A 23,485-nucleotide genomic window follows, 5' to 3' on the forward strand; every position below is an offset into this window, starting at 1 on the left:
TCCGGGCCGAACCGGCTTGCCCGCCCCCGGCGGGCTCGGCGAGCATGCGGGCATGCCAGCACTGCAACGATCCGAAGCAACTGTCCGTGCCCGTCTGCTGGAGGTCCGCGGATACGCCGTCGACCTCGACCTGACCGGCGGGCCGGAGCGGTTCGGCAGCACCACCGTGATCCGGTTCGGGTGCGCCGAGCCGGGCGTCGACAGCTTCGTCGACGTCGACCCGGCCGTCCTGCGGCGCGCCGTCCTGAACGGGCGGCCGCTGGACGTGGCGGCCCTGGACGGCAACCGCCTCGCGCTGCCCGGCCTGCGGGCCGAGAACGAACTGCTGGTCGAGGCCGAGATGCGCTACTCGCGCACCGGCGAGGGCCTGCACCGCTACACCGACCCCGCCGACGGTGCGGTGTACGTGTACGCCACCTGCGGGCCCGACCTGGCGGCCAAGGTGTTCGCCTGCTTCGACCAGCCCGACCTGAAGGCGCCGATCACACTGAGGGCCACCGCCCCCGCCGAGTGGACCCTGGTCGGCAACGGCGCCAGGACCAGCGCGGAGGGAGGGCGTTGGGAGTTCGCCCCGACCAAGCCGATCTCCACCTACCTGTTCACCGTGGTCGGCGGCCCGCTGCACTCGGTGCACGGCGAGCACGACGGCATCCCGCTCGGCCTGCACGCCCGCCGCTCGCTGGCCGCCGAACTCGACCGCGAGGCCGCCGAGTTGTTCGAGGTGACGGCCGCCTCGCTGGACCGGCTGCACGAACTCTTCGACGAGCGCTACCCGTTCGGCGAGTACCACCAGGCGTTCGTCCCCGAGTTCAACTGGGGCGCGATGGAGAACCCCGGCTGCGTGGTGTTCCGCGACGAGTTGCTGTTCCGCTCCCCGGCCACCGCGTCCGAGCGCGAGCGCCGCGCCATGGTGGTCTGCCACGAGATGGCCCACATGTGGTTCGGCGACCTGGTCACCATGCGCTGGTGGGACGACCTGTGGCTGAACGAGTCGTTCGCCGAGATGCTCGGCTACCGGATCGCCGCCGAGGCCACCCGCTTCACCGGCACCTGGACCGGCTTCTCGGTGCAGCGCAAGGGCTGGGGCTACGACGCCGACCAGCGCGCCTCCACCCACCCCGTCGCCGGCAACGGCACCCGCTCGGTCGCCGAGGCGATGGTCAACTTCGACGGCATCTCCTACGCCAAGGGCGCCTCCGCGCTGCGCCAGCTCGTCGCCTGGCTCGGCGACGACGCCTTCTTCGCCGGACTCAACGCGTACTTCGCCGACCACCTCTACGGCAACGCCGAACTCCCGGACTTCCTCGCCGCGTTGAGCGCCAGCAGCGGCCGCGACGTGCACGGCTGGGCGGACGCCTGGCTGCGCACCAGCGGCGTCGACACGCTGCGCGCCGAGACCGAGCGCGCCGCCGACGGCACCCTCACCGCGCTGACCGTCGTCAACGAGGGCGGCCGGCCGCACCTGATCGAGGTCGGCGGCTACCGGGTCGAGGACGGCCGGGTCGTCCCGGTCGGCCGCGTCCCGGTCGAACTCGGCCCCGGCCGCCGGGTCGCCGTGCCCGCCCTGGTCGAGGCCGGCGCGACCCTGGTCGTCCCCAACGACGGCGACCTGACCTGGGCCAAGATCCGCCTGGACGCGGACTCCTGGTGGGCCGTCCGGGAGTCGCTGTCGGCGATCGCGGACGACGTCACCCGCGCCGTCCTGTGGGAGCACGCCCGCGACCTGGTCCGGGACGCCGAACTCGACCCCGCCGAGTACCTCGACCTGATGGAACGGCACCTGCCCGCCGAGACCTCCGACAGCATCGTCGAGGCCGTCCTCGCCTTCGCCCGCACCCACGTGGCCGGCCGCTACCTGCCGCCGGCCCGCCGCGCCGAGGGCCTGGCCGCCGTCAGCCGCGCCGCCCGCGCCCTGCTGGCCGGCGACGGTAGCCAGGGCATCCGGCTGGCCGCGCTGCGCGCCGCCGTCGAGAGCAGCGGCGGCGACGACCAACTCGCCGAACTGCGCGGCTGGTTGGCGGGCGACGGGGTACCGGACGGGCTGTCTGTCGGGCCGGAGCTGCGCTGGTCCGGGCTGGCCCGGCTGGCCGCGCTCGGCGCGCTCGACGAGGACGCGATCGCCGCCGAGACGGCCCGCGAACCGGGCAGCGAGGCGGAGTTCGGCGCCGCCCGGGCCCGGGCCGCCCGCCCGGAGGAAGCCGCCAAGGCCCGCGCCTGGGAACTGCTCTTCACCCCCGACGCGGCCTCCAACCGAATCCTGGAGGCCACCGCCCGCGGCTTCTGGGCCTCCGGCGACCCGGACCGGCAGCACGCGTACGCGCTGCGCTTCTTCGAGCGGATCACCGAGGCCGCAGACCGCACCGACACCGTCGCCCGGCTGCTCGGCCAGGCGCTCTTCCCGGTCGCCGAGGCCGCCCCCGACGTGGTCGCCGCCGCCGAGGCGGTGCTCGCCGACCCCGCGCTGACGCCCGCGCTGCGGCGCAACCTCTCCGACGCGACGGACGACCTGCGCCGCACCCGGGCGGTGCGGGCGGCGTTCCGGACGGCGTAGGGGTTCCGTGGCGGCCGGGAGGGGTCGCGGGCGCGTCGTCGCCTGCGGCCCCTCCCGGCCGGCTCCGGCGGTGCGGCCCGCCGGTGCGGCCCGCCGGTGGGGTCAGAAGGTGCCGCGGGCGGTGAGGGCCCGGGCGGTGGGGAGGGCGAAGGCGGAGGCGGTCCAGGTCTCGGGGGTGGCGGCCGCGGCGGGGGTGGGGTCGGCCGCGGCGCCGGTGAGGGTGAAGGTGTAGCTGCCGGGACGCAGCGGGAGGTCCGCGGGGGTGGTGAAGCGGTAGACCAGGGTGTCGCGTTCGAGGGCGATGGTGGCGACCGCGCCGGGGAGGTCGGTGGCGGGGGTGGTGCCGGGGAGGGCGGCCGGGCGGTTGAGGCGGAGCTCGACCTGGAGCGCCGTCATCGCCTCGTCGAGGTCGAGCCGCAGGGTGTGCCGGGTGCCGACCGGGCCCAGCGCGTCGGCCCGGCCGGTGCCGTGCAGGGTGAGGGGCAGCGGGGCGGAGGCGGACGGCGCGGGGGTGCGGGACGGGGCGGCCGACGGGCTCGGGCCCAGCGAGGGCGGCCGGGGGCCCGGGTCGGCCGGGGCGGACGACGCGGACGCCACGGACGGCGCGGGCAGCGTGGAGAGGGAGGGCGCGGGCGAGGGCGACGGACCGGGCACGGGGGTGCCGGCGGGGGAGGGCCCGGGGACGGGGGCGTCGGCGGCCCGGACGGGCGGGGCGGAGGCGGTGACCGCGGCCGGGTGCGGGCTGGTGACGGGGGTGGCACCGCCGTTCGCACCGCCGTTCGCGCCGCCGGTGGTGGCGGGGGCGGCCTGCAGGGTGCTGCCCGGCGCGGGGGCGGTGCTCCCGGTGGGCGAGGCGTCCGGGCTCGGGACGGGCGGCCCGCCGACGGTGACGCCGATGCGGCGGCCGACCTGCTGCTGCTCGTTCAGCAGCCAGGTGGTGGCCAGGCTGATCCCGACCACCGTGGACATCGCCACCGCCGCGCCGGAGAACCGGATGGTGGGCAGCCGCAGCCACCCGCCGAAGGGCCCGGGCCGGCCGTGCCGTCCGGAGCGGCCCGCGCGGACGGGCCCGGGGTGTTCGCGGAGCGCCACCGGGCTCCCCTTCCTTGACAGGTCCGCACACGACGCCGCGGCCCGTGCGCGGCCCGGACGGGCCCGGACGAACGGGGCGGGAGGGACGAGACTACCAGCGGTCTGACGGACCGCCAGATCCCGGGTGAAACCTGTGAGCCGGATCGAGTCCCGTGGCGGACCGGCGAGTTGGCGTACGCCGGTGCCACCGGCGTGGCCTGAACAGGCCACCCGGAACACCCCGTGCAACCCCTGCAACCGTTGCGAGCGGCGGTGCGCCGGAGCACGCTGGTGCGGTACCCAGCCGCTTCGGAGCGATCGTCATGCCGTGCGACCCCCCGCCCGCCCCTTCCGACCAGCCGCTCGCCGCCACCCCCACGGGCGGCGACCGGGACGGGGCCGCCGCGCCCCCCGCGGTGGTCGAGGAGGTGCTGGTCCTGCGGATCGCCCTGGACCAGGACCTGGTCGGCGAGGTGCGCACCCGGTTCCGGTACGCGGCCGCCGCGCCGTACGAGGTGCGGCTGACCTTCCACCTGGGGCGTCCCGACGAGGCGGACTGGGTCTTCTCCCGGGACCTGCTGCGCGACGGCCTGGAATCGCTCAGCGGACAGGGCGACGTCAAGCTGTGGCCGGCGTCCTGCCCCTGCCACGGCGCGACCCTGCACCTGGCGCTGGAGTCCCCGCACGGCAGCGCCCTGCTGGAGGCGTCCCGGCCGCAGGTGGAATCCTGGCTGGAACGCACCTACGCCGTGGTGCCGGACGGCGGCGCGCCCGAACTGCTGCCCAGCGACGAGGAGTTGGCCGAGCTGCTGGCCGGCGGCTGAGCCCCGCCGGGGCGGCCCGGCAGCCGCAGCGCGCCGCGCGCCAAGTCCGCGCGCAGCTCCCGGACGGCCGGGGCGACCGAGCCGGGCAGCAGGTCGTACGGGTCGTCCGGGCCGAGCACGGCGGTCTCGGCGCCGGCCGTCAGCCGGTACGGCCGGGCCGCCAGCAGGGCGCCCAGGTGCCTTCGCAGCCGGGAGAGTTCGGCGCGGACGGTGACGGTGCGGGCCGGGTCGGCGAACAGGGCCTCGGCGAGCCGGGCGGCGCTCAGGCCGTCCCGGTGCAGGGCCAGCAGCAGGAGCAGTTCGGCGTGCCGGGGGCTCGGCGAGTGCGACCAGGCGCCGGCGCTGCCGCGCACCCGCAGCTCGGGGCTCCCGGGGCGGCGCAGGTCCAGTTCCAGGACGGCGGACTCGGCCTGCTCGGCGAGCTCGGCCGGGCGCGGGGCGGCCGGGCGGACCAGCCAGCCGTCGGCCAGCGGCTCCACCGCGCACTCGCCCAGCGTCGGCACCCAGTGCACCCCGCCGACGCCCCAGCTGCCGGGCGGCAGCGCCAGCCGGGGCGGCCCCGGCAGGCCGGTCGCGGCGGCCGTCCAGCCCGCGCCGTCCACCACCAGGGCCGGGCCGCCGAACCGGGCCAGCAGCGGCACCGCGACCGTCCGCAGCCGGTGCAGCGCCTCCAGGTGGCCCGCCCGCAGCTCGGTCTCGGCGAGCCGGGCGGCGGTCAGCGCGAGCTGCCGCAGGTAGGGGTGGTCGCCGGTGGCGGGGCCGCTCAGGCCGACCACCCCGGCGGGCCGGCCGGTGCGCGGGTCGCGGACCGGGACGCCCACGCAGCTCCAGCCGCGGTGGCTGTACAGGTAGTGCTCGGCGGAGTGCACGGTACTGGGGCGGGCGGTCCGGGCGGCCAGGCCGATGCCGTTGGTGCCGACCTCGTCCTCGGACCAGAGCGCGCCCGGCTCGAACCCGATCGCGTCCGCGTCCCGCCGCAGCCGCCGCCCGGTCTCCAGCCACAGGACCCGGGCCTTCGGGTCGGCGACCGCGAGCACCACCGGCGCCTGCTCGCCCGGCGTGAACAGGGCGGAGCGCAGCACCGGCAGCACCTGCTCCAGACCGGTGGCGTGCCGGGTCTCCTCCAACTCGCCGGGACGCAGCCGCCGGACCTCCCGCCCGCGCTCCGGGTCCAGCCCGAGCCCGCGCAGCCGGGCCCAGGAGTCCCCTATCTCCGGCCGGACCTCCGACCGCTGCGGGTGCTCGTGCGCCCGCAGCCGGACCGGTCGGCGGGGCGCCCGGGCGGGCGGCGTGCCGCCGCCTCCGATCCGCTGCATGCCGTCCCCCGTCTCCCGTCCCGCTGCCAGCCTACGGGGGCCGGAGCGGACACGCCGGGGCGCCGGAAAGAGTCGTGCGGGCTTCGGCGGCTGCGGCAGACTGGCCTGTTCCCCGCCGCCGCGTCCCGGGCGCCGCGTCCCGGGCACGCGGGGTGGCGCGCGCGGGGTGATGCGGGCGGGGCGCGCAGGTCGCGGCGGCGGAGTGGCGGCGGAGTGGCGGACGGGCGGGGCGGTGAGCGGCGGCGGGGCCCGGACGGCGGTCGTCACGGCTGCGCGCCGAGCAGTTCGCGCAGCAGGCGTCCGTCCTTCCCGGAGCGGTGGGTGAACCGCCCACCGCGTCCGTTCTGGTACATGTTGTCCCTGTGATCCCGAATGTTCCTCCCCCGCCGACCTGCTCGCCTACGACGGCAGCGGCATCGACGGCGGCCTCTACACCCGGGTCACCGGGTGGGCCGAGTCCGCGCCGCACTGGTTCGACCAGCTGACCAGGACCTGGTCCGCGTACGGCATGGCGGTGTTCGCACTGCTGATGCTCTGGGCCTGGTGGCGGGCCCGGGCCGCCGACTCGGTGGTGATGGCCCGGGTGCTGGCCTCGCCGCTGATCGTGGTGGTCGCCTACCTGGTCAACTCGGTGCTCAAGTCGCTGGTCGAGGAGGTTCGGCCGTGCCGGCAGCTCCCCGGCAGCTTCGTGGTCGAGTCCTGCGCGCCGGCCGGCGACTGGTCCTTCCCCAGCAACCACACGGTGGCCGCGTTCTCCGCCGCCGCCGCGCTCTGGTACGCCGACCGCCGGATCGGCTGGGTCGCCCTGCTGGCCGCCGTGCTGATGGGTGCCTCCCGGGTCTGGGTCGGCGCGCACTACCCGCACGACGTGCTGGCCGCCGCGCTGGTCGGCGTCCTGGTCGCCGTCCCGCTGGCGCTGCTGGCCGGGCGCGCCGCCCCGCTGGTCGACCGGCTGCGGACCGGACCACTGGGGCCGGTCCTGGGCGCCGGGGCGGTCTGAGCGGTCCGGGCGGGTCGCTCGGAGCCCCCGGGAGGGGAGCCGGTCGGAGGCCGGGAACGGGCCGGTCGGAGCCCCTGGAGCGGGGTGCCGGGGGCCCGGTCGATCCGGGCCGGTCGGCCTCTTGTGCCGCCGCGCCGCCCGGGGAGAGCATGTGAGCCGGGCAGGGGTGACTCCCCCGCCCGGCTCGCTTTTTCCTGCAGCTCTGCGGAGGGACGTGCCATGCCGTACCGACTCGACGTCATCCAGGGAAACTGGCCCGCGGACGAGCTCGGGAAGGGGGTGGAGGGCCTGCTCGCGGACAGCACGGTGCTCAGCCTCGCCACCGCCGGACACGAGCGCGGCCCGCACGCCAACCTGGCCTTCTACGCCTTCGACTCCGACCTGGTGCTGTACTTCGTCAGCGAGCGCTCCACCCGGCACAGCCTGCACCTGGCCGAGGAGGCCAGGGCCGCCGCCACCGTCCACCTGCAGCCGCCCGCGTACGGCGAGCAGCTGCGCGGCATCCAGCTCACCGGCAGCGCGAGCGAGGCCTGGGGGCGGCAGGCCGAGGCGGCGCTGACGGCCTACCGCGGCCGCTACCCGGCGTTCGCCGCCGACCCGGAGGTGGCCGCCCAGTTCCTGGCGGGGCGGGGGCCCGCCGCGCTGTACCGCTTCCAGGTGGAGGAGCTGACGGCGGTGGACGAGCCGCGGTTCGGGCGGCGCGAGTACCTGCACGCGCGGGTGCTGCGCTGAGCCGAGCTGTGCTGGGCCGAGCTGCGCTGGGCCGAGCTGTGCTGCGTCGAACCGTGCTGGGCCGAACCGTGTTGGGCCGGGCTGCGCCGGGCTGGACCGGGCCGGGGCGGGCAGGGTGCCTGACGCGTCGGGCTGGCCAGGTTGTATGGACAACTCTTGCGGGCGGTTCACCTTCCCGAAGGGAGGTCGACGCCCGGCGGCCACCTCGACGCCCGAGCCTGTCCGCATGAGAGTCATCGTCGTAGGAGCGGGCGTGCTGGGCACCATGCACGCCTGGCAGGCCGTCGAGCGCGGTCACGAGGTCGTCCACCTGGAACGCGAGACCGAGGCCCGCGGCGCCTCCGTCCGCAACTTCGGCCTGGTCTGGGTCAGCGGCCGGGCCGCCGGGCCGGAGCTGGAGACCGCGCTGCGCGCCCGCGAGCTGTGGGAGCGGATCGGCGAGCGCGTCCCCGGCCTGTGGTTCCGGCCCAACGGCTCGCTCACCCTGGCCCGTACCGAGGCCGAACTCGCGGTCGCCGAAGCCGCGTCGAAGCTCCCCGACGCCGAGGCCCGCGGCTACCGGCTGCTCGACCCGGAGCAGGTCCGCGCCCTCAACCCCGCGCTGCGCGGCGAGTTCCTGGCCGGCCTGCACTGCACCCGGGACGCCGCCGTCGAACCCCGCGTCGCCCAGCCCGCGCTGCGCGCCGCGCTGGAGGCCACCGGCCGCTACACCTTCCTGCCCGGACGCGAGGTCCGCGACCTGGTCGGCGACCGCGCCGTCCGCGACGACCACGGGCAGCTGCACGAGGGCGACCTGGTGATCCTGTGCACCGGCGCCTGGCTCGGCGGCCTGGTCCGCGAACTCGCCCCCGACCTGCCGGTGCGCCGGGTCCGCCTCCAGATGATGCAGACCGACCCGCTCGGCGAGCCGCTCACCACCTCGGTCGCCGACGGCGACTCCTTCCGCTACTACCCGGCCTTCGCCGGACCCGAGCTGGACGCCCTGCGGGCCGGCCAGCCGCAGCCCCCCGTCGCCGAACAGCACCGGATGCAGCTGCTGATGGTGCAGCGCCGGGACGGCGGACTCACCGTCGGCGACACCCACGAGTACGACCAGCCGTTCGGCTTCGACGTGGTCGAGGACCCGTACGACCACCTCGCCGAGGTCGCCGGGGAGCTGCTCGGCCGCCCGCTGCCCCGCGTCCGCCGCCGCTGGGCCGGGGTCTACGCCCAGTGCACCGACCCCGCCCTGGTGGTCCACCGCCAGCGGCTCGCCGACACCGCCTGGCTGGTCACCGGCCCCGGCGGGCGCGGCATGACCTGCTCCCCGGCGATCGCCGAGACCACCGCGGACGCCGCGGGCCTCTGAGCCGGCGGCCCGCCCACCCGGGGCCCGGGGGCCCCGGCACCGACGTCAACGTACCTGCGTGACAAGAAGGTTGGACATGAACGCGCACGATGTGACCCTGGTGGTGCTCGACATGGCGGGCACCACCGTCGCCGACGACGGCCTGGTGGAGCTGGCGTTCGACGCCGCCGCCCGCACCCAGGGGGTCGAGACCGGGAGCCCCGAGCACGCCGCGATGCTGGCGCACGTCCGGGCCACCATGGGGGAGTCGAAGATCTCCGTCTTCCGGCACCTGTTCGGCGACGAGGACCGGGCGCAGGGCGCCAACCTGGCCTTCGAGGCCGCCTACGAGGACCTGGTCGACCAGGGCCGCTGCGAGGCGCTGCCCGGCGCCGCCGAGGCCATCGCCGAACTGCGCGGGCGGGGGCGGAAGGTGGCGCTCACCACCGGCTTCGCCCGCACCACCCAGGACCGCATCCTGGCCGCGCTCGGCTGGCAGGACATCGCCGACCTGACGCTCTGCCCGCCGACGCCGGCCGCGGCCGCCCCTACCCCGACCTGGCCCTCACCGCGCTGCTGCGCACCCGCACCGACTCGGTCCGGCAGGTCGCGGTGGCCGGCGACACCGGCTACGACATGCTCACCGGCAGCCGGGCCGGCGCCTCGGTGGTGGCCGGCGTGCTCACCGGCGCGCACGACGCGGACCGGCTGCGCGCCGACGGCGCCACCCACGTGCTCGCCTCGGTCGCCGAGCTGCCCGCCCTGCTGGCCGCCCGCTGACGACCGCCCGCTGACGGGGTCTCACTCCGCCACCACCGCCCGGCCCCGACGACGCCCCGGGGCCGGGCGGTACTGGTCCGCGCGGCTTTTGCGTGGTTATCTGATGGCATGTTGCGGTCACTGCGTTCGCTCGGAGTGCTCACCCTCGGACTGGCGCTGCTCACCGGCTGCGGCTCCTCGGGCAGCGGCGGCGGCGCCCCGTCCGGCAGCGCCGGGACGGCGACCGGCGGCGCCCGACCCACCGGGAGCAGCCCGCCCGCCGGCCCGAGCCCCAGCCCGACGCCCTCCCCGACCCCGACCCCGACCCCCAGCCCCACCCCCACGCCCACCCGGTCCAGCGCCGCGCCGACCACCGGCCCGAGCGACGCGCAGCTCGCCGGGCAGCGGATCGTCTACTCGTACCCCGGCACCACCGTCCCCGACACGCTGCTCCAGCGGGTGCGCGAGGGCCGGGCCGCCGGGGTGATTTTCTTCGCCGAGAACGTCGGCAGCGGCGGCGACGCGCTGCGCACCGCCGTCAACCGGCTGCGGGAGGCCGAGCAGCAGAGCCCCAGCCCGCGCCCGCTGCTGCTGATGACCGACCAGGAGGGCGGCGTGGTCCGGCGGGTGCCCGGCGGGCCCGCGCAGTCCGCCAAGGACGTCGGCCGCTCCGCCGACCCGACGGCCGCCGCCACCCGGACCGGCGACGAGGCCGCCGCCGCGCTCGCCGCCTTCGGCCTCAACCTCAACCTCGCGCCGGTGCTGGACGTCTACCGCACCCCCGGCGACTTCGCCGACTCCGCGCAGCGCTCCTACAGCACCGACCCGGCCACCGTCGGCAGGCTCGGCTCCGCCTTCCTCAAGGCCCAGCAGGGCGCCGGGGTGGCCGCCACCGCCAAGCACTTCCCCGGCCTCGGCAGCGCCCCCGCCGGGGCCAACACCGACGAGCAGCCCGTCACCCTGGACACCTCCCTCGACCAGCTGCGCACCGTCGACGAACGCCCCTACCGGGACGCGATCGCCGCCGGCGTCCAGCTGGTGATGTTCTCCTGGGCGGTCTACCCGGCCCTCGACCCCGGCACCCCCGCCGGGATGTCCGGCACGATCGTCCGCGACGAGCTCCGCACCCGCCTGCACTACCAGGGCGTCACCATCACCGACGCGATCGAGGCCAAGGCCCTCGACCCGGTCGGCGGCACCCAGCAGCGCGCCCTCGCCGTCGCCCGCGCGGGCGTCGACCTGCTGCTCTGCTCCGGCCGGGACGTCGCCCAGGGCGACGCGGCGGCCGCCGCGCTGGCCTCGGCGCTGGCCTCGGGGCAGCTCGACCGGAAGGACTTCACCGCCTCCGCCCAGCGGGTCGACGCGCTGCGCGGCACGCTCAAGTAGCGGGCGGCCGTCAGAGCACCAGCGCCAGCAGCACCGCCGCCACGGCGACGAGCACCAGGGTGAGGCGGAACGCGGCCACGTGCGCGGGCCGTTGGGGGCGGAGGTCGGCCTCGGCGTGGTGCCGCCGGGCGGGCCGACGGCCGACCGGCGCGACCGGTGCGGGGGCCGGCGGGCCGACGGTCGCGGGCGCCGGGGCCGCGGCGTCCTCCCGGTGCTCCGGCCAGTCGGGGTCGGTGCCGGTGGCCGCCCGGTACAGGGCGGCCAGGCGGCGGCGGGCGGTCGGGGTCGGCGGCGGGCGGCGCGCCGGGTCCGGCCAGCGCAGCACGGCCAGGCGGCGGGCCGGGTCGCGGAAGCGCCGTTCGAAGGCGGCCAGTTCGAGGCCGGACAGCTCCTCGTCCAGGTAGTTCCAGCGCCCGCACTCGTCCAGCCGCCCGGTCCGCCGGTACGCGTCGGCGAGGCGGCGGCGGGCCGCCAGGTCGGTCGGGTCGTTCGACAGCAGGCCGTGCAGCCGGCGCAGGGCCAGCGGCTCGCGGCCCTCCCGCAGGTCGGCCGCAGCTCTGACCAGGGTGGATTCGACACTCACGGCCCCGGATTCTGCTGGTCCGCCCCGGCTGCGGTCAACCGGATTCGGGCAGGTCAGTGGGTGGAGCGGAGGTTGAGCAGCACCACGCCGGCGATCACCAGGGCGAGGCCGCACCACTGGAGGCGGCCCAGCGCCTCGCCGAAGAAGCACGCGCCGATCGCCGCGACGGCGGCGGTGCCCGCACCCGACCAGACCGCGTACGCGACCGAGACGGGTATGTGCTTGAGGGCCCGGCCGAGCAGGGCGAAGGAGAGCGCGTAGCCGACCGCGACGGCCAGGCTGGGCCACAGCCGGGAGAAGCCGTCGGTGAGCTTGAGCAGGCTGGTGGCGCAGACCTCGCTGGTGATCGCCAGGGCGAGCAGCAGGTACGGCATCAGCGGGCGGGGGAGAGCGCGGCGAGGAAGGGGAGGTCGGCGTCGGCCAGGCTGTCCAGCACGGTGGTGCCCTGCGCGCTGGGGATCGGGACGGCGGACGGCACCGCCAGCACCGGGCAGCCCGCGGCGCGGGCGGAGGCCACGCCGGTCGGGGTGTCCTCGACGGCGACGCAGACGGCCGGGGCCAGGCCCAGTCGGGCGGCGGCGGCCAGGTACGGGTCGGGGGCGGGCTTGGTGCGGGGGGTGTCCTCGGCGGCGAGGGTGGTGCTGAACCAGTGCGGGCCGATGGCGCGCAGCACCAGGTCGACCACCCGGCGCGGGGACGCCGAGACCAGGGCGGTCGGGACGTCCGCGTCGCGCAGCGCGGCGAGCAGCGCGAGGGCGCCGGGGCGGGGGACGACCTCGGCCCCGACCTTGGCGGCGAAGGAGTCGTTCAGGTGCGCCACCAGGTCGGCCTCCGGGCGGGAGGTGCGGCTGCTGCGGTGCAGGTGGGCGGCGGTGTGCTCGACCGCCTGGCCGAGGACGTCCGGGAGGTCGGCGTCGGTGAGGGTCAGGTCCAGCTCGGCGGCGAGTTCGGCCGCGGCCTGCCACCACAGGTGCTCGGTGTCGACCAGGGTGCCGTCCATGTCGAACAGGACGGCGGCGGGGCGGGGTGCAGGCATGGCGGTACCTTACGGGGTGGTTTCGGGCGCGCGGGCCGTGCGGGGCAGGCGGGGCAGGCAGGGCAGGCGGGGCGCGCGAGGTGTCGGGGGCAGGCGGGGCGGGACCCGGGGCGCGGTCCTCGACCGGTGGCCGCCCGCTCCGCGCGGTTCCCCGCGCCCCGGTCGGTGCCGGGGCGCGGGGGCCCGGGGTCAGGGGCGGGCGACCGGGGCGCGGTCGACCAGGACGGGGCGGTCGGGGAGGACGAGGGTGGCGCGGCTGCCGAGCGGCAGGGTGGCGGCGGCCTCGGTGGGGAGGTCGGACTTGATCTCGGTGCCGTCGGCCAGGCGCACGGTGAGGCGGGTGACGGCGCCCAGGAAGGAGGCGGCGACCACCAGGGCGGTGCCGTCCTCGGCGGGGGCGAGTTCGACGTTCTCCGGGCGGACCAGGACGTGCAGCTCGCCGTCGGCGGGCAGGGCGCCGTCCACGGGGTGGCGGCGGCCGAGCACCTCGACCTCGCCGTCGGCGGTGCGCGAGCACGGGATGCGGCTCATGGTGCCGACGAACTCGGCGACGAACGCGGTGGCCGGCCGGGAGTACAACTCCGAAGGGGTGGCGCACTGTTCGAGGCGCCCGGCGCGCAGGACGGCGACCCGGTCGGCCATCGAGAGGGCCTCCTCCTGGTCGTGGGTGACGAACAGGGTGGTGATGCCCAGCCCCTGCTGGAGGCGGCGGATCTCCTCGCGCAGCGCGAGCCGGACCTTGGCGTCGAGCGCGGAGAGCGGCTCGTCCAGCAGCAGGACGCGCGGCTGGAGGGCGAGCGCGCGGGCCAGCGCGATGCGCTGCTGCTGGCCGCCGGACATCTGGTGCGGGTAGTGCGCGGCGCGCTGCGGGAGGCCGACGAGTTCCAGCAACTCCTGGGCGCGGCGCAGCCGTTCGGCCTTGCCGACGCCGCGCATCCGCAGCCCGAAGGCGACGTTGTCGGCGGCGGTCAGGTGCGGGAAGAGGCTGTAGGACTGGAACACCATGCCGGCGTCGCGCCGGTGGGCGGGGATGCGGGTGATGTCCTCGCCGTCGACCAGCACCTCGCCGGAGTCGTGGGTCTCGAACCCGGCGAGGACGCGCAGCGCGGTGGTCTTGCCGCAGCCGGACGGGCCGAGCAGGGCGAGCAGTTCGCCCGGGCGGACCGTCAGGTCAAGGCCGTCCAGGGCGGTGGTGGTGCCGAACGTCCGCCGCAGCGAACGGAATTCGACGGTGGCGCCGCCGGTGGCGGCGTCCTGGGCGAGGGGGGCGGTGGCGGTGCTCATGGGTGGCGGTCTCCGGGAGCGGTCAGGAGGTGGCGGCGGTCTGGTGGCGGCGCTCGCGGCCGGCGGCGGCCAGCAGGAGCAGCAGCACCCAGGTGATCAGCAGGCTGAGCACGGACACCGCGACGGACATCTGGCCCCGGCTGTTGCCGACCGAGTAGATCCACACCGCGAAGGGCTGGTAGCCGAGGATCGAGGCGGTGGTGAACTCGCCCAGGACCAGGGCCAGGGTGAGGAAGGCGGCGTTCAGCAGCGCGCCGCGCAGGTTCGGCACGATCACCGAGAGGACGGCCCGCGGCCAGCTCGCGCCGCAGTTGCGGGCGGCCTCGACCAGGGTGCGCACGTCCACGGCGCGCAGCCCGGAGTCCAGGGCGCGGTAGGCGAGCGGCAGCGCCATCAGCACGTACGCGATCACCAGGACGAGCGGGAACTCCGGCCGCTGGACGAACACGAAGGTCTGGAAGAGCGGCGTGTCCATCAGGTGGTCCGGGCCCCAGCGCAGCACGCCGATCAGGCCGGCGGTCAGCGCGACCGGCGGCACCACCAGCGGCAGGGTGCAGACCACTTCGAGCACCGGGCGCAGCCGGGGCGAGCCGAGCCGGACCGCGATCATCGCGGGCACCAGCAGGAGCAGCAGCACCACGACGGTGACGGCGGCCAGCTCCAGGGTGAGCACCAGGCTGTCGGTGAAGCCGGGGGCGGAGAGCAGGCCGGTGTACGCCTCGAAGGAGATCCCGTTGACGTCGTCGATCGAGAACCAGACCGAGGCGGCCAGCGGGACCGCGAAGTACAGGCCGGCCAGCAGCAGGACCGCGCCGCGCCAGACCCGCAGGCGGGAGATCAGCTGAGCCATCGGGCACTCCGGCGCTGGAGGGGCAGGTAGACGGCCATCACCAGGACGGCCACGACGATCATGTCCAGGCTGAGCGCCAGCGCCAGGTTGCCCTGGCCGACCAGCACGTTGCCGGAGAGCGCGTCGGCGATCTGGCGGCTGATCAGCGGGACGGTCGCGCCGACCATCGCGGCGGCGGTGGCGTACGCGGCGAACGCCGAGCCGAACAGCAGCACGAAGCCGCCGAGCAGCGAGGGGAACAGGATCGGCAGCGCGACGTGCCGCCAGTACTGGAGGGCGGTGGCCCGGTTGTTCTGGGCGGCCTCGCGCCACTGCACCCGCAGGCCCTCCAGCGCGGGGGTGATGGTGAGCACCATCAGCGGCACCAGGAAGTACAGGTAGGTGACGGTCAGGCCGGTGAAGCTGTACAGCGACCAGCCGTGGTCGGTCAGGTGGAACAGCTTGGTCAGCTCGCCCGCGTTGCCCAGGGTGGCGACGAAGGCGAACGCCAGCGGCAGGCCGCCGAAGTTGGCGAGCACGCCGGAGGCGGTCAGCACCGCCTCGCGCAGCAGCCGGAACCGCGAGGTCAGCACGGCCTGGGCGATCGGGACGCCGAGCACGGTGCCGATCAGCGCGGTCAGCGCGGACAGCTTCACGCTGGAGACCAGCGCCGTCCAGTACGCGCCCTGCACCGAGTCGGTCAGGTTGGCGGTGGTGAACGAGCCGGCGCCGCTCTCCGCGTCGCTGGAGACGGTGAACGCCCCGGTGACGATGGCGACGGCGGGCAGGCCGAAGCCGACTAGGAAGAAGGCCAGCAGCGGCACGGTGGCCAGCCAGGAGCCGCCGCGCAGCGGGCGGCGCCGGACGGGCGGCGGGGTGGGGGAGGCGGTGGCGGTGCCGGGAGCCCCCGGGCCGCCGCTGGGGTCAGCGGCGGCCGGGGTCGGCACCGGGGTGGGAGCCGTGGTCATGTCGGTGATCAGCCCGCGATGGCCTTGGCCCAGTTGTCGGTCACGACCTTCTTGGCCGCGTCGACCTGCTCCGGGGTGGGGAAGGTGGTGAAGGGCTTCTCGACGACCGGCAGCTTGGCCGCGGCGGCGGTGTCCAGGGTGCCGTCCGCCTTCATCGCGTCGAACAGCGCCGGGGTGGCGTAGCCGCCGAGGAAGCCGTTCTGGCCCTCGGCCGAGTACAGGTACTCGATCCACAGGCGGGCCGCCGCCGGGTGCGGGGCGTCCTTGTTGATGGCCTGGCTGTAGTACTGGGCGTAGGAGCCGTCGCTGGGCACGGCCACCTGCCAGTCGATGCCCTTGTTCTTGAACTCGTCGGTGTAGCCGGCGTTCAGGTACGACCAGTCGATCGAGATCGGGGTCTCGCCCTTCTCGATGGTGGCCGGGGTGGACTCGACCGGGTTGAAGTTGCCGGACTGCTTCAGCTTGGCGAAGAAGTCGATGCCGGGCTGGACGTTGTCCAGCGAGCCGCCGTTGGCCAGCGCGGCCGCGTACACGCCGCCGAACGCCGAACCGGACTTGGTCGGGTTGCCGTTCAGCGCGACCTGGCCCTTGTACTCCGGCTTGAGCAGGTCGGCGAAGGTCTTCGGGCAGACGGCGACCTTCTTGGCGTCGCAGCCGATCGAGACGTAGCCGCCGTAGTCGTTGACCTGGAGGCCGTTCGGGTCCTTCATGGTGGCGGGGATCTTGTCGAAGCCGGCCACCTTGTAGGGGGCGAGGATGCCCTCCTTGGCGGCGGACAGCGCGAAGGCCGAGCCGAGGTCGACGGTGTCCGGGGCGCGGTCCTGGCCCTTGCGGGACTTGATCGCGTTGATCTCGTCCTGGCTGGAGCCGTCCGGGTTCTCGTCCTCGATCTCGATGCCGTACTTCGCCTTGAAGTCGTCCATCAGCTTGCCGTAGTTGGCCCAGTCGCGCGGGAGGGTGATGACGTGCAGCTTGCCCTCCTTCTTCGCGGCGGCCACCAGGCCGTCCATGCCGCCGAAGTCGGCCAGCGAGGTCGCGGTCTTCGCGTTCACCGCGCCGCCGCCGGCCTTGGCGGCCTCGCCGGACGTGGCGGACGAGCCGGCGGAGCCGCAGGCGGAGAGGGAGAGCGCGGCAGCGGTCAGCACGGCCGCGAGGGCGGCGGCGCGGTGGCGGTGCACGGTCACGGGAGGGTCTCCTGGAGGAAGTGGAGCTGCAGAGATCACGAGGGGTGTGCGGTGCGCGGCGCGTCCGGTTGTCCGGCCAAGTTGGCCAGCCAACTTCCGTCGCCGGAAGCAAGTACGCCCGAAGCCGGTGACGGGAAGGTGAACGGACGGCCCAGGACGGGGGTCGGCTGCGGGAACGGTCGCGCCCGGGTCGGGCCGCCCCGGCCGCACGGGCTACAGTCAGTGGTGTACGCGCGGTCACGCGCAGGACACGGCCCAATCTCCGTACCAGCCAAGGGAACTCGACGCACGTGGCACTCGACCAGGACCGCGCCGCCGGCTCGCTCTACCGCAAGGTGGCCGCCGACCTGCGCGAGGCGATCACCTCCGGCTCGTTCGGCGAAGCCGGACGCCTGCCGGCGGAGGGCGCCCTCGCCGAGCAGTACGGCGTCTCCCGCGGCACCGTCCGCCAGGCCCTCGCCATGCTGCGCGCCGACGGACTGGTCACCTCCCGCCGCGGCACCCGCCGGGTCGTCCTCGGCAGCGCCCGGGTCCAGTCCTTCTCCGAACTGCTCTCCTTCACCCACTGGGCCCGCTCGATGGGCGAGGAGCCCGGCGGCCGGCTCGAATCGCTGATCCGCCGCCCCGCCGACGCCGCCGAACGCGAACAGCTGCGCCTCGACCCCGGCGCCGAGGTCTACGTGACGCTCCGGCTGCGCACCCTCTCCGGCGTCCCCGTCATGGTCGAGCGCACCGTCTACCCGCCCCTGGTCGGCGAACTGGTCGCCCAGCTCCCGCCCGACGTGGTCTCGCACACCGAACCCCTGCGCGAGCACGGCATCCTGTTCACCGACGCCGACCACACCATCGACGTGGTCGCCGCCAACGCCGACGACGCCCGCCTGCTCACCTGCCGCCGCGGCAGCCCGCTGCTGCGCGAGAAGCGCCGCACCACCGACCCCACCGGCACCCCCGTCGAGTGGTCCCAGGACCGCTACCTGCCCGGCACCGTCGCCTTCTCCATCCACAACTCGCTGGCCTCCTCCGCCCTCTCCCGGCACGCCCGCGACGACGACTGAGAACGTTGGCCGAAAACCAGGTGCCGCCCGGACCGCCCGGAGTGACAATCGCCGGATGACCGACATCACGCGCATCGACCCGGCGGAACTCCACCCCACCTCCGGCTACGCGCACATCACCGTGGTGGAGGCGGGGCGCACCGCGCACCTGGCCGGGCAGTGCCCGCTGGACGGCGAGGAGAAGCTGGTCGGCGCGGGGAGCCTGGACGCCCAGATCGACCAGGTGGTGGCCAACTCGATGACGGCGCTGGCCGCGATCGGCATCGGGCCTGAGCGGGTGGTGCGCTCGGTGGTCTACGTGGTCAGCGACCGCAGCGAGGTCCTCGCCGGTGCCTGGGACCGGTTGACCGCCTCTCCGCTCGCCCCGGCCCTCACCACCGCCTCCACCCTGCTCGGCGTCACCGCCCTCGGCTACACCGGCCAACTGGTCGAGATCGACCTGACGGCGGCGCTGCCGGGCTAACTGCGGGCCAGCACGGCCTCCGTCCAGCGCCGCAGCTGGGCCAGCAGGGCGGTCAGCCGGCGGACGCCGCCCGGGAAGGCGGGCAGCAGCAGGACGGCGGGCAGGCAGGCCGCCGTCACCAGGACGACCGGCAGCAGGGCCAGCGCCACGATGACCGGGCGCTGGCAGGCCGCCAGGGCGCGGACGACTTCGGTGAACATCAAGGTGCCTTTCGCTGCGGGCCGTTGCGGGTTCCCCCTACTCTTCGGGGAGGCCGGGCGTTGCGCCAGACGCAACGGATTGCCGATGTCCGACAACGGGGGAGGGCGGGCGATGGCACTCGAACTGCCGGGCGGGGAGCCGGAGGTGGCGGCCTTCACCGCCTTCCTCGACCAGCTGTTCCGGGCCCTGGGCGTCTCGCTCACCCGGTACGCCGCCCGGTGCAGCCGCGACAAGGGCAGTGTCTCGCGCTACCTGAGCGGGGCGCGGATTGCCCCCAAGGACTTCGTCGACGAGCTGCTGGGCCAAGTCGCCGCGACCACCGGGCAGTCGGTCTCCCCGGACGTCCGGGAGCACGCCCACCGGCTGCGGATGGCGGCGTTGCGGGTGCGCAACGCCGCCCGGCACGAGGTGGAGGAGCTGCGCGACCGGCTCGGCGCGGCGGAGCGCGAACTCCAGCTGGCGGGCGTCCGGGAACGGCACCTGCTGCGCTCGCTGGAGGCCACCGAGGCGCAGGCCGCGCAGGCCGAACAGCGCTACCGGCAACTGGAGGCCGACCGGGCCGCCGCCCGCTACGACCCCGGCCCCGGCGGGCTGGAACGCCGCTCGGACGGCTCCGGCGCCGAGTACGCCCGGGAGGAACTGCGGGCGTTGAAACGCGAGTTGGACCTGCTGCGGGCCGAACTCGCCCGGGCTCAGTCGCTCCGCCGCGACGCCGAGGAGCAGTGCGTCCGGCTGGAGGCCCGCCTGCTCGCCGCCGAGGCCGCGCTCGTCACCCAGCGGGCCCGCCAGGAAAGGGAGTTCGGCTACCGGGCGGAGCTGGAGTCGCCCGCGGCGGTGCTCACCCGGGAGTTCGCCCGGACGGTCGGCACCGGGGCCGACCCGGAGACCACGGCCGCCGAACTGTGCGCGGTCTTCGTGCCGGGCTGGGCCGCCGCGGCCACCGTCGAGGTGCGGACCGCGTTCGTCGACGACGAGGAGTCGCCGGACGGCTGGACCCCGGACGCCGTCCTCCTGCACCGGCTCGCCGCCGCCGGGGAGCCGCCCGACGGCCCGGCCCGCGGCCAGGTCGCCGTGCCGCGCGGACAGGTCGAACGACCCCTGCGGGAGGGCGCCCCCGCGCACGCTGACCTGCCCGAACAGCCTTTGCTGGCACTGCCGTTGGCTGTCCGGGGCGAGGTGTTCGGGGTGCTCCGGCTGGCCGGCGGCACGGGCCGGGCGGCGTACGGGCGGGCCGAGACCGAGCTGCTGGCCGGGCTGGCGGAGCGCGGGGCGCTGCTGCTGGACAGCGCCCGGCTGCACCGGGCGGAGGCCCGGCTGGCGCGGGCCCTCCAGCGGTCGATGATCCCGAGCACCCTGCCGGGCGCGCCCTGGGTGCGGCTGGCGCACCGCTTCCGGCCGGGCGAGCACCGGGACGGGGCCGGCGGCGACTGGGTCGACGCCGTCCCGCTGCACGGCAACCGGATCGCCCTGGTGGTCGGCGCCGTGCTGGGCCACGGCCTGCCCGCCGTCCAGGCGATGAGCCGGCTCCGGGCCGGGGTGCAGGCCTTCACCCTGCTGGACGTGCCCCCCGCCCGGCTGCTGCGGCACCTGGACGACCTGGCCCAGCGCCTGGGCGACGACCACCTCGCCACCTGCCTGTACGCGGTCTACGACCCGGTCGCCCGCACCTGCGAACTCGCCACGGCCGGCCACCTGCCGCCCGTCCTGCTGCACCCCGGCGGCGGCTCGACGGAGGTCGCCCTGCCCGCCGGCGCCCCGATCGGGGTCGGCGGCGTCCCGTTCACCGCCCGCACCATCGAGGTGCCGGACGGCTCCGCGCTGGTGCTGTGCACCGGCCGTCAGGTCGAACTGGCGGACCACTGCGCGAAGTTGATCGGGTCGGGGTGGTCGCCCGAGCAGCTGTGCGACGTCGCCTTCGAGGCGCCGGGCGCGGCGGAGCGCCGGGACGACCTCGCCGTGCTGGTCGCCGCGTTCGACGGCGCCCGGCGGGTGAGGGCGGCCCGCTACGAGGTGTGGCCCCGGCCGCGCGACGTGCCGCTGATCCGGCGGCTGGTGCGGAGCCAACTCGTCGAGTGGGAACTGGAGTTCATCGCCGACACCGCGGAACTGCTGATCGGCGAACTGGTCACCGACGCGGTGGGGGTGGCGACGAGCCCGATCGGGCTGTACCTGGTGGCGACCGACCGCCTGCTGGTCGAGATCACCGACGACCACCGCGAACTGCCCGACCTGGAGGCCGTCGAACCGTACGGCGAGGAGGGGACCGGCCGGGGCCTGCTGCTGCTGAGCAGGCTCGCCGACCGGTGGGGCGCCGAGCACAGCTTCTTCGGCCGGAAGGTCTGGTTCGAGCTGGCCCTCGTTCGCGGCTAGCGCATCAACTCCAGTAGCAGCGGCCGGAACTCGGCGAAGGAGGGGGTCTCGGCGGCCGGGTCCTTGGCGGCCTCGTCCCAGCGGCGGACGGCGACGGCGTCGGCATGGCGGGGGTGGGCGGCGAAGGCGGCGGCCTCGGCCGGGGGCATCGGGCCGCCCTGGAGGGCCAGGGTGCGGACGGAGGCGGGGGAGAGGCGGGCGGCGTAGCCGGGCTCGGTGGCGCACAGGTAGCGCTTGGCGTCGACGTGCAGACGGACCGGCTCGGTGACGGCAGGCGGGAAGTACGGGGCGAGCCGGGCGGCGGCGGTCGCGCCGTGGCGGTTGTCGGTGCCGGCCATCAACTCCAGCCCGCTGCCCCGGAAGTGGCCGATGTCGTGCAGCAGGGCGGCGGCCACCAGCGCGGGCGGGGCGCCGGCGGCGCGGGCCAGGGCGGCGGCCTGGAGCATGTGCGCGGCCATGGTGACGGCCTCGCCGAGGTACTCGCCGGCGCCCTCGCCCTCGAACAGGGCCTCCAGTTCGTCCAGGGCGGCGGTGTTCCGGCGCAGCACGGCGAGGGTGGAGGAGAGCGCGTCGAGGTCGGCGTAGCAGCCCTGGAGGTGGCGGTGGCCGGTGCCTTCGCCGGTGCTGCGGTCGTGGCTTTCGCCGGTGCCTTCGCCGGTGCTGCGGTCGTGGCTTTCACCGCTGGCGAAGGCGGTGCGGGCGTGCAGCAGCCGGGTGTTGTCGAAGAGTAGGCAGTCGCCGGGGGCGAGCCGGAAGTCCAGGCGCAGCTCCGGGCGCAGGGTGATCGCGGCGAAGTGGCGGTAGGCGGCGTAGAAGGCGTCCAGTTCGGCGGGGGCCAGGCCGCGCAGCGTCCCGGTGGAGCGGTTGTTGAAGCGGACCTCGCGGATCGCGCCGCGCGGGTCGAGCCCGATCAGCGGCCGCTCGGCGGAGAGTTCGGCGCCGCGGTCGCGGTAGCGGAACGGCACCGGCGTGCGGGTGAGCAGCGCGAACGCGGCCGGGTCCTCGTCCCGCAGCAGGGCGGCGGCGCGGAAGCCGTCGACCAGGCCGGAGTCGCCGCCCTCGGCGTCGTTGCGCAGGCAGTGCAGCAGTTGCAGGGTGGGCACCGGGTCCCGGTAGGGGTTGTCGGTGTGCGGGGCGATGGCGGCGCCGGTGAAGGCCAGGTTCGCCGGGTCGGGCTCGACCCGGACGTCGAACAGCTCGCCGTAGTTGGTCTCCCGGACGTAGCCGAAACTCCGTGCCACGGCCAGCACCCGGCCCTCCTCGACCGGGACGCCGCGCAGCAGCGCGAAGCCGGAGCGGCGGACGGCGGCCAGCACGGCGATCCGCTCCTCCGGGTCGGCCAGGTACCCGGCCCAGTCGGCCTCGGGCAGGCCGTGGGCGAAGTCGGCCGCCTCCCACAGCCGCTTGGCGTGCTCGGTGCGCTCGTCGGGGCCGGCGGGCGCGTCCCACCCGGCCGGGTAGTGCGAGCGGTGGCCGTCGGACCACAGCACTGTCAGACCGGCGGCGTCCTCGACCGCCTCGGCGGCGGCCAGGTCGTCCGGCAGGTCGCCGATCTGGAACAGCTTCTGCCCGCCGCGCGGGTCGCGGCAGTCGGCGCACGGGCAGTTGTCGCGCAGCCAGTACGGGTGGGGCACGGACATCGGGCAGCCTCCAGGTGTACCGGAAGTTGTACAGCCAACTTCGCGGGCTGCCCAGCCAAGACCCCATGGGCGTACGCCACCCGCCCGCCCGGTGAACGGCGGACCACCGGCGGCCGAACCCTGTCACCGCCGGGGGCTACCCTTCCGGGCATGACGCTCGACCTCGCCCGCGACCTGCCCGCCGCCCTCGCGAACCGCGCCGCCGCCTGGCGGCTGATCGCCGAGATCGCCGCCTTCTGGGGCACCCCGCTGCGCCCCGGGACCGGAACCGGAGTCGGGACCGGGGCCGGAACCGGAGTCGGCGTCGGAACCGCGACCGGAGCCGACGCCGGACTCGAAGCCGAACTCGACGCCGCCGAGGCCCGGTTGGGTCTGCGCCTGCCCGCCGCGCTGCGCGAGGCGCACCGGCTGATCGGCGACCGGCCCGACCTCACCAGCAACCACGACACCCTGCTGCCGCCCGCGGAGCTGTACGTCGACCAGGGCTGCCTGGTCCACCGGGTGGAGAACCAGTCCTGCGCCTACTGGGGCATCCCGCTCGCCGCCCTCGGCCAGGACGACCCGCCCACCGTCGGCTGGCCGGACGTCGCCCCGTCCGTGCCGCTGGAGACCACCCCCTGGACGGCCCGGTTCTCCACCGAGTGCCTGGCCGTCGTCCTCACCGAGCCGCTGCTCGACGAGGACGCGTACGTGGACGCGGGCGAGGTCGACCCGGCCGACCTCGCCGACTGGACCGAACTGCCGCGCCTGCACGAACCCGGCGTCGACACCCGGTTCTTCGCCCGCCCGGAGGGCCTGCTGGTGGTGCAGGACGGCTCCTGGCTGGCGATGCGGGCGGTCAGCGAGGAGGCGCTGGACGCGCTGTGCGAAAAGCTGCCGGTCTCCTGGCTCGACCACTGACGC

Annotated in this window: 21 protein-coding genes and 1 pseudogene; 11 read left to right on the forward strand and 11 right to left on the reverse strand. The window is 75.8% G+C overall.

The window, feature by feature from the left end; translation table 11 throughout:
- The first annotated feature begins 52 nt into the window (after window positions 1-52).
- Window positions 53-2,551, forward strand: a complete 2,499-nt coding sequence (pepN, locus tag QMQ26_RS25715; protein WP_282202827.1) for an aminopeptidase N — start codon at window positions 53-55, stop codon at window positions 2,549-2,551.
- 102 nt (window positions 2,552-2,653) lie between these two features.
- On the opposite strand, the gene QMQ26_RS25720 is transcribed toward pepN, so the two are convergent.
- A complete protein-coding gene (locus QMQ26_RS25720) occupies window positions 2,654-3,643 on the reverse strand; it encodes a hypothetical protein (RefSeq protein WP_282202828.1) in 990 nt (329 codons plus the stop codon).
- Window positions 3,644-3,945: 302 nt separating this feature from the next.
- On the opposite strand from QMQ26_RS25720, the gene QMQ26_RS25725 reads away from it, so the two are divergent.
- Window positions 3,946-4,446, forward strand: coding sequence for an SsgA family sporulation/cell division regulator (locus tag QMQ26_RS25725; protein ID WP_282202829.1), 501 nt, complete (start codon window positions 3,946-3,948; stop codon window positions 4,444-4,446).
- Here QMQ26_RS25725 and QMQ26_RS25730 read toward each other — a convergent pair.
- Window positions 4,365-5,762, reverse strand: a complete 1,398-nt coding sequence (locus tag QMQ26_RS25730) for a sigma-54-dependent transcriptional regulator family protein (RefSeq protein ID WP_282202830.1) — start codon at window positions 5,760-5,762, stop codon at window positions 4,365-4,367. The two genes, QMQ26_RS25725 and QMQ26_RS25730, sit on opposite strands and share 82 nt — an antisense overlap.
- A gap of 508 nt (window positions 5,763-6,270) precedes the next feature.
- Here QMQ26_RS25730 and QMQ26_RS25735 point away from each other — a divergent pair.
- From QMQ26_RS25735 to QMQ26_RS25755, 5 genes and pseudogenes are all read left to right on the forward strand, one after another.
- Complete coding sequence (locus tag QMQ26_RS25735) at window positions 6,271-6,762, forward strand: phosphatase PAP2 family protein (protein WP_404813958.1); 492 nt, start codon at window positions 6,271-6,273, stop codon at window positions 6,760-6,762.
- 219 nt (window positions 6,763-6,981) lie between these two features.
- Entirely contained in the window at window positions 6,982-7,494 is a 513-nt protein-coding gene (locus tag QMQ26_RS25740) for a pyridoxamine 5'-phosphate oxidase family protein (RefSeq protein WP_100840227.1), read from the forward strand.
- Window positions 7,495-7,720: 226 nt separating this feature from the next.
- Window positions 7,721-8,842 (forward strand): TIGR03364 family FAD-dependent oxidoreductase, encoded by a 1,122-nt coding sequence (locus tag QMQ26_RS25745; RefSeq protein WP_282202831.1) that lies wholly within the window; start codon window positions 7,721-7,723, stop codon window positions 8,840-8,842.
- A 76-nt stretch (window positions 8,843-8,918) separates the two neighbouring features.
- Window positions 8,919-9,601: pseudogene (locus QMQ26_RS25750) on the forward strand (phosphonatase-like hydrolase).
- A 135-nt stretch (window positions 9,602-9,736) separates the two neighbouring features.
- Complete coding sequence (locus QMQ26_RS25755) at window positions 9,737-10,966, forward strand: glycoside hydrolase family 3 N-terminal domain-containing protein (protein ID WP_282202832.1); 1,230 nt, start codon at window positions 9,737-9,739, stop codon at window positions 10,964-10,966.
- Window positions 10,967-10,976: 10 nt separating this feature from the next.
- Here QMQ26_RS25755 and QMQ26_RS25760 read toward each other — a convergent pair whose 3' ends face one another.
- The 7 genes from QMQ26_RS25760 to QMQ26_RS25790 form a co-directional block, all read right to left on the reverse strand.
- Window positions 10,977-11,549, reverse strand: coding sequence for a DUF6584 family protein (locus QMQ26_RS25760; protein WP_282202833.1), 573 nt, complete (start codon window positions 11,547-11,549; stop codon window positions 10,977-10,979).
- Between the two features lie 53 nt (window positions 11,550-11,602).
- Window positions 11,603-11,923 carry a DMT family transporter gene (locus tag QMQ26_RS25765; protein WP_100840222.1) on the reverse strand — a complete coding sequence of 107 codons (321 nt, stop codon included), beginning with the start codon at window positions 11,921-11,923 and terminating at the stop codon, window positions 11,603-11,605.
- Window positions 11,923-12,585, reverse strand: coding sequence for an HAD family hydrolase (locus tag QMQ26_RS25770; RefSeq protein WP_282202834.1), 663 nt, complete (start codon window positions 12,583-12,585; stop codon window positions 11,923-11,925). The genes QMQ26_RS25765 and QMQ26_RS25770 overlap by 1 nt, the downstream gene beginning before the upstream one ends.
- Window positions 12,586-12,774: 189 nt before the next feature.
- Complete coding sequence (locus QMQ26_RS25775; RefSeq protein ID WP_282202835.1) at window positions 12,775-13,869, reverse strand: ABC transporter ATP-binding protein; 1,095 nt, start codon at window positions 13,867-13,869, stop codon at window positions 12,775-12,777.
- Window positions 13,870-13,891: 22 nt separating this feature from the next.
- Window positions 13,892-14,719 carry an ABC transporter permease gene (locus QMQ26_RS25780; RefSeq protein ID WP_199847228.1) on the reverse strand — a complete coding sequence of 276 codons (828 nt, stop codon included), beginning with the start codon at window positions 14,717-14,719 and terminating at the stop codon, window positions 13,892-13,894.
- Window positions 14,707-15,666: an ABC transporter permease gene (locus tag QMQ26_RS25785; protein ID WP_199847227.1), complete on the reverse strand. Its 960-nt coding sequence runs from the start codon at window positions 15,664-15,666 to the stop codon at window positions 14,707-14,709. Before QMQ26_RS25785 ends, QMQ26_RS25780 begins: the two co-directional genes overlap by 13 nt.
- 8 nt (window positions 15,667-15,674) lie before the next feature.
- Window positions 15,675-16,850 (reverse strand): ABC transporter substrate-binding protein, encoded by a 1,176-nt coding sequence (locus QMQ26_RS25790; RefSeq protein ID WP_100840219.1) that lies wholly within the window; start codon window positions 16,848-16,850, stop codon window positions 15,675-15,677.
- A gap of 290 nt (window positions 16,851-17,140) precedes the next feature.
- On the opposite strand from QMQ26_RS25790, the gene QMQ26_RS25795 reads away from it, so the two are divergent.
- Complete coding sequence (locus QMQ26_RS25795) at window positions 17,141-17,908, forward strand: GntR family transcriptional regulator (protein ID WP_100840218.1); 768 nt, start codon at window positions 17,141-17,143, stop codon at window positions 17,906-17,908.
- A 55-nt stretch (window positions 17,909-17,963) separates the two neighbouring features.
- Entirely contained in the window at window positions 17,964-18,371 is a 408-nt protein-coding gene (locus tag QMQ26_RS25800) for a RidA family protein (protein WP_282202836.1), read from the forward strand.
- Here QMQ26_RS25800 and QMQ26_RS25805 read toward each other — a convergent pair.
- Window positions 18,368-18,571, reverse strand: coding sequence for a hypothetical protein (locus QMQ26_RS25805; RefSeq protein WP_100840216.1), 204 nt, complete (start codon window positions 18,569-18,571; stop codon window positions 18,368-18,370). The two genes, QMQ26_RS25800 and QMQ26_RS25805, sit on opposite strands and share 4 nt — an antisense overlap.
- 112 nt (window positions 18,572-18,683) lie before the next feature.
- Here QMQ26_RS25805 and QMQ26_RS25810 point away from each other — a divergent pair, with 112 nt between their 5' ends.
- On the forward strand, window positions 18,684-20,942 hold the full coding sequence (locus QMQ26_RS25810) for a PP2C family protein-serine/threonine phosphatase (protein WP_282202837.1): 2,259 nt from the start codon (window positions 18,684-18,686) through the stop codon (window positions 20,940-20,942).
- On the opposite strand, the gene QMQ26_RS25815 is transcribed toward QMQ26_RS25810, so the two are convergent.
- On the reverse strand, window positions 20,939-22,582 hold the full coding sequence (locus tag QMQ26_RS25815) for a TauD/TfdA family dioxygenase (protein ID WP_282202838.1): 1,644 nt from the start codon (window positions 22,580-22,582) through the stop codon (window positions 20,939-20,941). The two genes, QMQ26_RS25810 and QMQ26_RS25815, sit on opposite strands and share 4 nt — an antisense overlap.
- A gap of 150 nt (window positions 22,583-22,732) precedes the next feature.
- Between QMQ26_RS25815 and QMQ26_RS25820 the strand changes: the two genes are divergently transcribed.
- Window positions 22,733-23,482 carry an SMI1/KNR4 family protein gene (locus tag QMQ26_RS25820; RefSeq protein ID WP_282202839.1) on the forward strand — a complete coding sequence of 250 codons (750 nt, stop codon included), beginning with the start codon at window positions 22,733-22,735 and terminating at the stop codon, window positions 23,480-23,482.
- Window positions 23,483-23,485 lie beyond the last annotated feature (3 nt).

This window comes from Kitasatospora fiedleri, assembly GCF_948472415.1.
Lineage (GTDB): Bacteria > Actinomycetota > Actinomycetes > Streptomycetales > Streptomycetaceae > Kitasatospora > Kitasatospora fiedleri.